At 46.2% G+C, this 12,463-nt stretch carries 9 protein-coding genes; 5 read left to right on the forward strand and 4 right to left on the reverse strand.

Annotated features, from left to right (window positions below; genetic code table 11):
* Nucleotides 1-107: 107 nt before the first annotated feature.
* The 5 genes from prfB to lysS all read left to right on the forward strand — a co-directional run bounded on the left by prfB (nucleotide 108) and on the right by lysS (nucleotide 8,254).
* Nucleotides 108-1,212 (forward strand): peptide chain release factor 2 gene (gene prfB / locus MJ770_RS00830; protein ID WP_239249501.1). Its coding sequence is split into 2 segments (ribosomal slippage): nucleotides 108-188 and nucleotides 190-1,212, totalling 1,104 coding nucleotides; the frame shifts between segments, so codons are not numbered across the junction.
* A gap of 717 nt (nucleotides 1,213-1,929) precedes the next feature.
* The gene (locus MJ770_RS00835; RefSeq protein WP_239249446.1) at nucleotides 1,930-2,247 is read left to right on the forward strand and encodes a DUF3301 domain-containing protein; all 318 of its coding nucleotides are present in this window, start codon (nucleotides 1,930-1,932) and stop codon (nucleotides 2,245-2,247) included.
* A gap of 468 nt (nucleotides 2,248-2,715) precedes the next feature.
* The gene (locus MJ770_RS00840; protein ID WP_239249448.1) at nucleotides 2,716-5,337 is read left to right on the forward strand and encodes a putative bifunctional diguanylate cyclase/phosphodiesterase; all 2,622 of its coding nucleotides are present in this window, start codon (nucleotides 2,716-2,718) and stop codon (nucleotides 5,335-5,337) included.
* A gap of 193 nt (nucleotides 5,338-5,530) precedes the next feature.
* A complete protein-coding gene (locus MJ770_RS00845) occupies nucleotides 5,531-6,364 on the forward strand; it encodes a hypothetical protein (protein WP_239249450.1) in 834 nt (277 codons plus the stop codon).
* A gap of 384 nt (nucleotides 6,365-6,748) precedes the next feature.
* Nucleotides 6,749-8,254, forward strand: coding sequence for a lysine--tRNA ligase (gene lysS, locus MJ770_RS00850; protein WP_239249452.1), 1,506 nt, complete (start codon nucleotides 6,749-6,751; stop codon nucleotides 8,252-8,254).
* A 275-nt stretch (nucleotides 8,255-8,529) separates the two neighbouring features.
* Here lysS and MJ770_RS00855 read toward each other — a convergent pair whose 3' ends face one another.
* The 4 genes from MJ770_RS00855 to MJ770_RS00870 all read right to left on the reverse strand — a co-directional run bounded on the left by MJ770_RS00855 (nucleotide 8,530) and on the right by MJ770_RS00870 (nucleotide 12,455).
* Nucleotides 8,530-9,453 carry a tetratricopeptide repeat protein gene (locus MJ770_RS00855; RefSeq protein WP_239249454.1) on the reverse strand — a complete coding sequence of 308 codons (924 nt, stop codon included), beginning with the start codon at nucleotides 9,451-9,453 and terminating at the stop codon, nucleotides 8,530-8,532.
* A gap of 258 nt (nucleotides 9,454-9,711) precedes the next feature.
* Nucleotides 9,712-10,383, reverse strand: coding sequence for a tetratricopeptide repeat protein (locus tag MJ770_RS00860; RefSeq protein WP_239249456.1), 672 nt, complete (start codon nucleotides 10,381-10,383; stop codon nucleotides 9,712-9,714).
* A 257-nt stretch (nucleotides 10,384-10,640) separates the two neighbouring features.
* Complete coding sequence (gene mtnA, locus MJ770_RS00865; RefSeq protein WP_239249458.1) at nucleotides 10,641-11,687, reverse strand: S-methyl-5-thioribose-1-phosphate isomerase; 1,047 nt, start codon at nucleotides 11,685-11,687, stop codon at nucleotides 10,641-10,643.
* Nucleotides 11,688-11,927: 240 nt separating this feature from the next.
* Nucleotides 11,928-12,455 carry an adenine phosphoribosyltransferase gene (locus tag MJ770_RS00870; RefSeq protein WP_239249460.1) on the reverse strand — a complete coding sequence of 176 codons (528 nt, stop codon included), beginning with the start codon at nucleotides 12,453-12,455 and terminating at the stop codon, nucleotides 11,928-11,930.
* Nucleotides 12,456-12,463: the final 8 nt, after the last annotated feature.

A 12,463-nucleotide genomic window follows, 5' to 3' on the forward strand; every position in this document is an offset into this window, starting at 1 on the left:
TTTGAGGTGCCCTACAGCACATGCTCCTGCCCCAACAGGAGTCTTCACTTAAACTCAGAGCTGAGCTTTCAGATATAATCACCACCTTTTCAGCACTCGACAATATAATGGAAGCCGAACAACTCAACACCATCACCCACCAGTTACAGGATCTCCGTGCACGTAGCACTGAACTACGGAGGTATCTTTGACGTCGATGGCAAACAAGAACGGCTGGCCGAAGTCGTAATCCTCGCCGAAGACCCTGCCATCTGGCAAGACAACAAACGCTCTCAAGAACTGGGACGCGAACGTAAGTTGCTTGAAGGCATTGTTCTCACCCTGAATCAGTTAAATCAAGATCTCGATGATACGGCCGAGCTATTTGAAATGGCGTTGGCGGAAGATGACGATGCCAGTCTCAACAGCATCGTGCAGGATGTGCAAAAAATGGAAGAGGTGGTGGCGGCCATGGAATTCCGCCGCATGTTTTCCAAGCCCATGGATGCCAACAACTGCTTCCTCGACATTCAGGCAGGCTCTGGTGGTACCGAGGCGCAAGACTGGGCTTCGATGCTGCTGCGAATGTACCTGCGCTACTGTGAAAAGAAAGGCTTCCAAGTAGAAGTACTGGAACAATCCGATGGAGAAGTAGCCGGTATCAAAGGTGCCGTTCTCAAGGTGATTGGCGACTATGCTCATGGCCATTTACGCACCGAGTCTGGCGTACACCGATTAGTGCGCAAGTCCCCATTCGACTCCGGCAACCGACGCCACACCTCTTTTTCCAGCGTATTCGTCTATCCTGAAGTGGATGAATCCATCGAAATCGAAATTAATCCAGCAGACCTGCGCGTGGATACCTACCGCGCAAGCGGTGCGGGCGGACAGCACATTAACAAAACCGATTCAGCGGTGCGCATCACCCATGCACCCACAGGTATTATTGTGCAATGCCAGAACGACCGCTCACAGCACCGCAACCGCGCCGAAGCGATGGCAATGCTGAAGTCGCGCATGTATGAAGCTGAGTTGCGTAAACGCAATGCCGAAAAACAGGAAATGGAAGATGGAAAAACTGACATCGGTTGGGGACATCAAATTCGGTCTTACGTGCTAGATCAATCACGCATCAAGGATCTACGAACCAATGTGGATATCGGCAACACTCAGGGAGTGCTGGATGGCGACCTGGATGAATTTATTAGTGCCAGTTTGAAGCAAGGTGTGTAATCAATTGAGCTGGTACGTTTTATTGGAGCTTTAGCTGGAGCCAGAACGCTTAGACCAAGCCGCCATCAACAACATTGCCGCATGCTAACTGGATCACTACAATAAATTATTGAAAGAATAGCTTAACGAATTGAAGCATGAAATCTATTTACACCGAAAATATGTTCAAAACACAATTTGGCATCCCACCTTTACTCGACTGTCTCCCAGCACCATCATGCGCACTCTCGCCACCGACATAGCCGACGGCCAATGCACCCTCCGCAAATTAAAAGACAATTAACTCATATCGGCAAGACATCAAGAAGATCAAAGCCTGGCTCAAAGACATGGGCGGCCAAGAATAAATTATATTGGCTACCCTTTTCGGACTATGGTGGGCAGTCGAGTGGACTGTGGCAAAGTTTCCACTATAGAGAAACCTATAGCCACGAGTCTATTGTATTTCCAGTATCGCCAATTATGCAGTTGATTCGCCGTTGGCTTTTCTGATGGATTTACGGTCTCGGCCTGATAGAATATCAAGAATAAGCTGCGACCATTCATATTCATGACAATCCACATTAGCGGTCCATAGAGGCGGGCAAGGCCGTTGACGCTGGCCGAAAACTGAATTAGCTTTAGACGTTATTCGCTTTTCAGCTTACTGAGCCTGCTTTGTAGTTTATATTTCAGGTTTTTTAAAAACCATCCACCAGAACAAGATTTCTCCAATATATGGATATGATAAGTATATTTTTCCTGCTGTTTTTAGCCGCGTTGGGGTGGTTCTGGTTTGACAGTCTGCGCGCCCTTGAGATCGCCAGAAATATGGGGAAGCATGTCTGCCGCAATTATAATTTGCAGTTTCTCGACGACACGGTCGCTAACATCGGGCTGGCTCTGGTTCGCGACAAGACTGGGCGAAGGGTGTTGCGACGCACTTATCGTTTCCTATTTACCGAGACAGGGAACACCCGGCTTGAAGGCCGACTGGTCTTGCTTGGTGACAAAGTCGAGTCCGTAACAATGGAGCCCTATCGAATAATGCCCTGAACAAATATCCTTAAAATAAACCCGCATACTTCTCCACTACTGGCAGTCTCATACTGCCATATCATGAATCAACATACCTTAACTCCCTCCTTGAATCACTTAAAGGGTCTCGATTAACCTCAGTTTAAAAGCTCGGCTCAACAACGTAAAGTACGTGGCTGGCGAACTCAGTGCATGCAGTATGTCTTCTCTAAACTCCAATTTTTAATTTCAATTATAAATTCAGCACGCACTTTATTTAATTATTACTATTTATTGTATGAATTGACTACTTATACAAATCACCGTATCAGCCTGTTTTATGTAACTAATAACAAATTGACTGCATTAATATTACTTAATAAAACACACTGACTCTACAACAATAGTTATATTATGTGACGATAAAACTTGAGAATTGACAAGCTGTCAGCCGCCGTTTTAGCACTACGGTATCGGTATAAAGCGTAGATGGAACGAAGTTCAAATATGAAATCAAATAAAATCCGTAAAAAAACAATTCCAAAAATCATACTGGTACTAGTCTCATTTTTTGCGGTTTTTATTACTTTCAGCCTCTACGTCATCAGCGAAAAAAATATTGATCGCGCAAACGAACAACGGCTAATTTCCTTTCAGTTGGCGGATCAAATGCGCCACAGCACAAATGATTTAACCCGTATGGCCAGAGCCTTCGTGGTAATCGGTGACCCCCGCTACAAGAAATACTATCAGGACATACTTGACATACGTAACGGCAAAAAAGCGAGGCCAAAGGGATATTTTTACAGCTACTGGATCACGGTTCTCGCAGATCATCCATCACCAAGCCCAGAAAATGAGCAGGCGATTTCCTTATTGGAATTGATGCATCAGTTCGGTTTTCCTGATATGGAACTAGAAAAACTGACTGAAGCCAAATTGAATTCGGACCGTTTGGCCTCATTGGAGTTGACAGCGATGGAACTGGCTGAGTCCGTTGGACCGGGCTCGGAAGTTAAGCATGCTCGAGCGCGTCTGATGCTGCATGATAAAAATTATTATCAGATCAAAGCAACAATAATGCTTCCCTTAAACGATGCTTATCGTTTGGTACAGCAAAGAACGCTTGATACCGTCCATCATGCAGAACGCCTCGCCTTGATATTCCGGTTGATATTCATCACGATCACACTTGGGGCGATCTTCATGCTCTGGCGAACTTATGTTGGCTTGCGCGCAACACTGGGTGGTTCTGCTGATGAAATCCACAAACATTTAGTTCGAATTGGCAACGGCGATCTTTCTATTGACATCACGGTTAAGCCTGGGATGGAAAACAGCGTACTGGCTACTTTGTCCGAAATGCAAAACAAGTTGCATGTCAATGAGGTTCAGCGCAAGCATGCGGAGGCCGAGCTTCGTATTGCCGCTGTGGCTTTTGAATCTCAGGAAAGCTTGATGATTACCGATTCGAATAACATTATCCTGCGAGTCAACCGAGCATTTTGCGAGAGCTCAGGCTATACGGCTGAAGAAATTATTGGGAAAAAACCGTGCATACTTAACTCTGATCGCCACAATGCTGACTTCTACCACGCTATGTGGAAGACCATACATGATACGGGAACATGGCAGGGAGAAATCTGGGGCCAACGCAAAAATGCTGAAGTTTATCCAAAATTACTCACCATCAGCGCTGTCAAAAACAGCGAAGGAATTGTCACTCACTATGTCGGGTCACATATAGATATTACGGAACGCAAGTTGACTGAAGAAAAAATAACTGAGTTAGCCTTCTTTGATTCCCTTACTCATTTACCCAACCGCACACTTCTACAAGATCGCCTGAACCATGCCATGATTGCTAGTAACCGAAATAAATCTTTCGGCGCTGTGCTGTTCCTCGACCTCGATCAATTCAAGATGCTAAACGACACATCGGGCCATGACAAGGGTGATCTGCTGCTACAACAAGTAGCGCAACGTATCACTGCTAGCATACGCGAAACTGACACAGTAGCGAGGATGGGCGGTGATGAATTCGTTGTGGTCCTGGAAGATTTGGCCAGCACATCTCAGGAGGCAGCCACCCAGACAAAACTTGTAGGCATGAAAATTCTAAATGCCATCAATCAACCCTATCAACTTAATGGCGTTCATCACCGCAATTCGGCGAGTCTTGGTGTCACATTGTTCCATGGCTATGAAACACCCATTGACGATTTGCTGAAGCAAGCCGACCTCGCGATGTACAAATCAAAGGCAATGGGACGCAATGCCTTGCATTTCTTTGACCAAAGCATGCAGACGATCATTGTTGAGCGTGCTGCCATGGAAGTGGATTTGCGTACAGCGATTCAGGACAATCAGCTGGTGCTGTACTATCAGGCTCAGGTAGTCAGCGATGGTCGTGTTACGGGCGCCGAAGTTCTGGTGCGCTGGCGGCATCCACAACGCGGCATGCTGTCACCTGCCGAATTTATCCCGCTCTCTGAAGAAACTGGGGTGATCTTGCCTTTGGGCCAATGGATACTGGAAACCACCTGCGCCAAACTGGCGCTATGGGCCACTCGGCCCGAAATGTCACATCTCACGATAGCTGTAAATGTTAGTGCCCAGCAGATCCACGAAACTAATTTTGTGGACAAAATAATGGCGACAATCCGACAAACAGGCGCCAATCCGAATCGACTCAAGCTGGAACTGACTGAGAACCTGCTGGCGGAGAATGTTGAGAACGTTATCGAAAAAATGTTAGCTCTGAAAGCCCACGGTGTAAGTTTTTCGCTGGACGATTTCGGAACCGGCTATTCCTCGATTACCTACTTGCAGCGTCTGCCGCTGGATCAGTTGAAGATCGACAAGTCATTTGTGCGCGACGTTCTCAGCGATCCCAACGATGCTGCCGTAGCCCAGGCTATCGTGGCACTTGCTCAGAGCTTAGGATTGGAGGTGATCGCTGAGGGAGTTGAAACTGAACAGCAGCGCGACTTTTTAACCAGTATAGGCTGCCATGCCTACCAAGGCTATTTCTTCAGCCAACCGATGCCAGTCGAGGGCTTTGAGGAATTTTCAAAGTGCGCTGTATTACACATCACTGACAGCCTGCAATGTCGTAAAATAGGATAATCAGGAATTTCACCGCAAGGTGAAAGCTCACAACACCCAACCTCCTCAGCGAATTTTCACTACGATTCTTTAAATCCGACAGTCTGCCAGTCAGTCTAGCTTCTGCTTGTAAATCCCACAGAATCAGACCAAAATGTTTACATTGTTTGCTATAAAAAAAATTATTTATTAACAACGCAGATGGTAGGTAAATATGAAAAACATCATATCGATACACGAAAAAAGAATTCATGGCGAATTTCAAATTACGATCGCTCGCAAGCTGCGTGCTTGCTTGAGCGCGATGATGGCACTTGCATTTTTTCTTGTACCGCCTATGGCCAACTCGACGGGCTTTACTGTCTATACCACAATCTCACCGATGACTGGTTTATGGTGGAATCAGGATGAATCCGGCTGGGGTGTTGGACTTACTCAACAATTTAGTGTGATTTTCGCTACACTTTATACCTTCGACTTTGAGGGGAGACCCACGTGGTATGTCGCGTCCAATTGTGTAGTGGCAGCCGATGGTTGCACTGGCGATTTATATACAGTGACGAGGGGCGCAGCGCTGACACTTCCATGGAGCGGTGCTAATAAGATTGTAACCAAGGTTGGAACGATTAATTTTGCGTTTACAGATACCAATACTGGCACGATGAATTACACGATCAACGATGTATCAGGATCGAAGACGATTACAAGGCAGGTGTTTGCCACTGAACCGATACAGACAGGTCGCATTCCTTTTGACTTCCAGGGTATCCGAATCAACTCCATGGAATTCAGACCTATTACTGGAGTACTTTGTCAGACTACGTTGTCATTTACAAATTTGAGCGATGTCTCAGTTTCTCCAACCCTTTCCTTCGATGTAATAGTCAATGGTGTAAAAACGGGCCAAGTGCCTTTCCTCACATTTGGGCTTGCGCCCGGCGCTACGGCAACTGAAATCGCGCAACCGATAATTAATAGCAATGGCTCCTATATCGCATGCGGAACCTTCACGCTCCAGTTCAATCCGTCCGCCAGTCAAATACAATAAACCGACTGTATAATGACGACGACTTAACAAGTTTAAAATTCTGTTATTTGAAACAATCGCCCACAAGCTGAATATAAGGACGATCACGTAAATAAAAACGGTTCAGACCTCGATTTGTATTTCATGGTAGTTCACGTCGAATTCAGACCGTGCATATCCGAAGTTGACCTGACTTCATTGAAATTTTTCAGCTGTGCCGCGAGAAATTTTCCATGTCCTGATTTACGCTGTTAAAATTTGTATGACGATTATGTGCAAAGCATTTTGACGCTCGCCCCTAGTCTCATGTCCATTGCTTAAATTGCAGGAAATGAGGCATTCGTGCCACAATCCTGCGCATGTAGAAGCACTCCTAAATTATTGACCCTAATCTATCCGAACATAATGACTACCGAACCAACTACCCCTCAGCAAGACGAAAATCAAATTATCACCGAGCGCCGCGCCAAACTCACTACACTTCGCAAAGAATGTATCGCTTTTCCGAATGACTTCGAGCGCAAAAATTTTGCTGGTGATTTGCATGCTGCTTATGGAACACTGAGTCACGATGAACTGGAAACAGCACATGTCAGCGTAACTGTAGCCGGGCGCATGATGTTGAAGCGTGTAATGGGCAAAGCCAGCTTTGCCACCGTGCATGACATGAGTGGACGCATTCAGCTGTTCATTAACAATAGCGATACCGGCGAAGTAGCACATGATGCGTTCAAGCACTATGATCTTGGCGACATTCTTGGTGCAACAGGTGCACTGTTTAAAACCAAGACCGGTGAACTTTCCGTTCGTGTAACCGCACTACGTCTATTGACTAAATCGTTACGCCCGTTACCGGAAAAGTTTCACGGTCTGAGCGACCAAGAACAAAAATACCGTCAACGGCATGTGGATCTCATTACCAATGAGGATACACGCAATACATTTATCATCCGCTCTAAGGTAATCCAGGCTATACGGGAATTTTTTATACGTCACGATTATCTCGAAGTCGAAACACCTATGATGCATACCATTCCGGGTGGCGCATCGGCTAAGCCCTTTACCACGCATCACAATGCCTTGGATATGCAACTATATCTTCGCATCGCGCCTGAGCTTTATCTTAAGCGGCTGGTCGTGGGCGGTTTTGAGAAAGTATTCGAAATCAACCGAAACTTTCGCAACGAGGGACTTTCAACACGACATAACCCCGAGTTCACCATGATCGAGTTTTATGAAGCCTATCGGGATTATCGTTATCTGATGGACTTCACTGAGAAGTTGTTCAGTGAAGTGGCGCGCAAGGTACTGGGTACCACTGTGGTCTCCTATCAGGGGCGTGAGCTTGATTTGGGAAAACCGTTTCATCGCTTGACAATTGCACAGGCAATTCAGAAATATCATCCACAGTTTTCTGACGAGCAGTTGAACGATCGCGATTTTCTAATCAGCGAATTACAAAGCCTGAAGGCCAAGCACAGGACAGCGGATGGCGTAGGCGGACTGCAACTTTCATTGTTTGAAGAGCTGACCGAGCATCAGTTATTTGAGCCAACTTTTATTATTGACTACCCTGCAGAAGTCTCACCATTGGCACGCCGAAGCGATACTTTCCCGGAAATTACCGAACGTTTTGAACTGTTTATGGTTGGACGCGAAATCGCCAATGGCTTCTCCGAGTTAAATGACCCGGAAGACCAAGAAGCGCGTTTTGATGCACAGGTAACAGCTAGGGAGGCAGGTGACGAAGAAGCCATGTTCAAGGATAGCGATTACATTCGCGCACTGGAATATGGCCTGCCGCCCACCGCAGGGGAAGGGATCGGTATTGACCGACTGGTGATGCTGCTCACCAATAGCCCCAGCATCCGCGATGTAATTTTATTTCCGCAAATGCGTCCCGAAAGATAACCAAACATTTGCATTGGTACAATTGAATAAATGTGCCCTGTTGGACGAAGAACCAGAACGAATAGCTCCGTTATTTGCGGCAGTCCCATAATCAGTGATAGCCGATATCGTATATCGACAGCTGAGCTGAACTAGTGTGGTGCGCCAATTAAAAATCCCCGGCTAAGCCGGGGATATACCTCAGTAAATTAATTGCTGGGCACAATCCAATTATTTCTTTACCAATTCAAGATGAGTCTTAAGTTAATAGGCATACTCACAACTGATGTGAATTGTTAACGATAAACCTTCCCTAGCTGCCAGTTAGCAAACATTTTTTCAGCTGCTTTGCGTTGCTCTGGGTTTAACTCTATTGAATCGCGTAGTTTTTTTGCATTTTCGTGACCACCATATACGACAGCCAGATTGGACCAGACATAGGACAATAACTCATCTTTCTGTTTTCCAATTCCTTGGTGATAAGCCAGAGCGAGATTAAATTGTGCATCAGCATTTCCAAACGCAGCTGCTTTTTGCCATAAATTCGCCGCCCTGTCGACATCCTTAGGCACACCATTACCTAAGTAGTACATTGTTCCGAGATTTAATTGTGCGCTGGGATACCCCTGCATTACTGCTTTTTTCCAATATTCAATTGTTTTAGCAACATCTTTCGGCACAATTTCACCATTGTTGTATATCACTCCGAGGATGAACTGCGCATGGGCAAAGCCTCGGTCAGCCGCATTTTGCCACCATTGTAAGGCCTTGGTAGGATCCTCTGGTATGCCCTTTTTGTCGCGGTACAGCCAACCAAGGTTTAATTGCGCTTCTGCCTCTCCCTGTGCCGCCGCTTTCTGCAACCAATCCACGCCCTTGACAAAATCCTGAGGTATACCCTGACCGTTGACATACAGCAAACCAAGTCCTGTTTGTGCCTTGGCGTGACCTTGCACTGCAGCTTTTTCATACCACTCTGCGGCCTTGCGAACATCCTTGGCCAAGATTTGATCATCCCCACCAGTATCGTACATCCATGCTAAATCATACTGTGCGTTTGCATCACCAGATTCCGCATGCATTCTTATTTGCGCAAGATTCTCTGCTTCATTCTGACTTGCGTATGGCCATGACTGACCATACGCATTCGCTGCAACAGCAAACAACAATGCAAAGAATAATTTCCCTGTAATGCGCATATGTATATGTATCAATGACATTTTTAGACCTCATTCAAATTCATCATATCTGCCGACTGACAAAATAGTGTTGATGCAAAAACGATTTATCACATTAATAATGTATTTCGATGTTGAAAACGCTAAAGCGCATTATCCACCTGCACCTCTATATATTCTCTATCTTGCTTTGGCTTTCGCACAAAGCAAGAGTTCCGGCAGCATGCCTTTTGCATTGCTCAGATTGAACGTGAGGTGGATAAATAATCAATAATGCGCATTTAATACGAATAAATTCTATTACCGACTCAATACCTGTCCCGGCTTCCAGTTTGCGGAAAGTCGTTTCGCTTCGGTGCGCTGGACAGAGTTCAAGCTGGTTAAGTCGCGTAATTTCTTCGCATTCTCATTACCATGTACAACGGCCAAATCGTGCCATGCATAAGCCAACACGCCATCCTTTGTCACACCCTCACCGTTTTGATACATCCACCCGAGGTTGGTCTGTGCCTGGGCATCGCCCTGCGCTGCCGCTTTTTTAAACCATTCCACGGCCTTGGTGGCATCTCTCTCTACGCCTTCGCCTTTGAGGTGCATATACCCGAGTTCAAACTCGGCCTTAGGATGTCCCTGCGCTGCAGCTTTCTGATACCACTCTGCGGCCTTGATGGGATCTTTTGCCACGCTAGTGACAGCTTCACCACTGCCATACATTGCACCAAGTTGATACTGAGCCTCGGGATACCCTTGAGCTGCAGCTTTCCGATACCATTCTACGGATTTGTCGGCATCTATAGATACACCTACTCCGTTGGCATATAGTTCTCCAAGACGGGCCTGAGCGCTGGCATTACCGGCCTCTGCCTGCTCGTGTAATTGTCCCAAATTATCTATTACGGCTGACAATCCTTCTGCTAAAGCATAACTGTTTAATGTTAAAAACAAGATCACAAACTGTACAAATCTTTTCATATTGGCCCCATCGTTAGATTACGACAAAAAAATGCTGTCGCATGCATTACTTCTTCAAATTGCTCTCAATAAGCTTTTCGAGTTAGTGCACGAGTATTACATTGTCAAAAGCTATTTTAGCCACCTATAACAAAAGAATAAAATATTCAATTTTGAAACAAAAAACAAGTTTTATTTTGAGACAAGCAATAAATATACGCCGACAATAATAGGGAGTTTAACGCAAATGGCGTAGTATAAGTTCACTGGAGAACTTATCATTCTTGTGAGCTGAATAAGGCGCGCATTTTTCTTACATCAGGTTGGTGAATCACGCCCTTTTCGGTAATCAGTGCTGTAACCAATTCAGCAGGTGTAATATCAAACGAAGGGTTGCGTATCTGCACGCCCTGCGCGGCCCAATGGAAATCTCTGAAGCCTTTTACCTCATCTGCATGACGTTCTTCTATGGGAATATCCACACCGCTTGCGATAGACATGTCTATCGTGGAAAGTGGGCAAGCCACATAGAATGGAATATGGTGTCGTTGTGCCAGCACAGCGATCATATAGGTGCCAATCTTGTTAGCTACGTCGCCATTTGCAGCTACATGATCCGTGCCGACCACTACAGCATCCACTTCACCACTACTCATCATGAAGCCCACCATATTATCAGTGATGAGGGTAACCGGAATTTTTTCCTGCACCATCTCCCATGCAGTCAAGCGCGCACCTTGCAGGAAGGGACGAGTTTCGTCAGCAATCACGGAAATTTTTTTCCCTGCTTCCACGGCAGATCGAATGACACCTAACGCAGTACCATGGCCAGCTGTAGCCAGCGCTCCAGCATTGCAATGAGTCAATACGTGCGCGCCGTCTCGCAACAACTTGGCACCGTGCAACCCCATCGTGCGATTGATGCGAATATCTTCGGCAAAAATTTCATGCGCCTCCGCCAAAAGGCGCGTAGCTACTCGCATGTTAGTTTCACTCTCTACGCTTTGCCATACATGATTCATGCGTGCTAGCGCCCAAAACAAGTTGACCGCAGTCGGCCTGCTTTGAGCCAGCGCGTTAAAACCTTCATTCATGCCGCGCTGGAAAAGTTCGTCAGTAACAGTAAATAAACGCAGTGCTTCCAAAGCCACGCCGTAGGCTGCCGCCACACCGATGGCTGGAGCGCCACGCACCACCATGCTGCGGATGCCTTCGGCCACAGAGGCGGCAGAATCGAATTGCAAGTAGGTAAATGTTGCAGGCAAAATGCGCTGGTCTACCATCTCCAACACGCCATCCGACCAACGCAACGCTTCAACTTTCATATTGACGCCTTAATATATTGCTATTTTCAACATCGTAGTTACTCAGGTTGACTCTAATGATTCAAGCGCGGCATATGGTTTAAATGCAATCAAAAAAATTTCGAGTAACGCCGTATTAAGAAGAAACGGGGTATGCAGGTAAACCGCAGAGCGGCTGCTCGAATAATTGGCTTTAGATGTATCCCCCAGCTTATTGTTCCCTGGAATTCAATCTTGCCAGCATGTCAATTAATCAGGTAATTAGTCACCCTCAAATTCGCACAACGCAAATACACTGTAGCCTAATTTTTCCAGGCGCTTACGTCCGCCGATATCTGGGAGGTCGATGACAAAGCAGCATTCAACAATTTTGCCGCCAATTTTTTCGACCAGTCTGGTCGCCGCTTCCGCCGTCCCGCCGGTAGCAATTAGATCATCCACAAGCAATACCCTTTCACCAGGAGCAATCGCATCGGCATGAATTTCAATACGATCTGCACCATATTCCAGTTCGTAGTCCTGCCCAATAGTTTCTGCAGGCAATTTGCCTTTTTTTCGAATCGGCACAAAACCTTTACCTAAGGCATACGCCAGCGGCGCTCCTACGATAAAGCCACGTGCCTCGATACCCATCACCTTATCGATTTCCATATCTGAATAGCGACGTACCAACTCATCTATGGTGATCCTTAAGCCTATAGGATCCTTAAGGAGGGAAGTGATATCGCGGAACATGATATTCGGCTTGGGGTAGTGCGGAATGGTGCGAATACGAGATTTGATAGGCATTTTTTAGG

The sequence above is a fragment of the Candidatus Nitrotoga sp. M5 genome (assembly GCF_927904885.1).
GTDB lineage: Bacteria > Pseudomonadota > Gammaproteobacteria > Burkholderiales > Gallionellaceae > Nitrotoga.

Bases quoted from the DNA above. Each gene is read 5' to 3' on its own strand.
- MJ770_RS00860 (WP_239249456.1), bottom strand. From the start codon at position 10,383: ATGAAAAGATTTGTACAGTTTGTGATCTTGTTTTTAACATTAAACAGT.
- MJ770_RS00840 (WP_239249448.1), top strand. From the start codon at position 2,716: ATGAAATCAAATAAAATCCGTAAAAAAACAATTCCAAAAATCATACTG.
- MJ770_RS00835 (WP_239249446.1), top strand. From the start codon at position 1,930: ATGGATATGATAAGTATATTTTTCCTGCTGTTTTTAGCCGCGTTGGGG.
- MJ770_RS00855 (WP_239249454.1), bottom strand. From the start codon at position 9,453: ATGTCATTGATACATATACATATGCGCATTACAGGGAAATTATTCTTT.
- MJ770_RS00870 (WP_239249460.1), bottom strand. From the start codon at position 12,455: ATGCCTATCAAATCTCGTATTCGCACCATTCCGCACTACCCCAAGCCG.
- lysS (WP_239249452.1), top strand. From the start codon at position 6,749: ATGACTACCGAACCAACTACCCCTCAGCAAGACGAAAATCAAATTATC.
- mtnA (WP_239249458.1), bottom strand. From the start codon at position 11,687: ATGAAAGTTGAAGCGTTGCGTTGGTCGGATGGCGTGTTGGAGATGGTA.
- MJ770_RS00845 (WP_239249450.1), top strand. From the start codon at position 5,531: ATGAAAAACATCATATCGATACACGAAAAAAGAATTCATGGCGAATTT.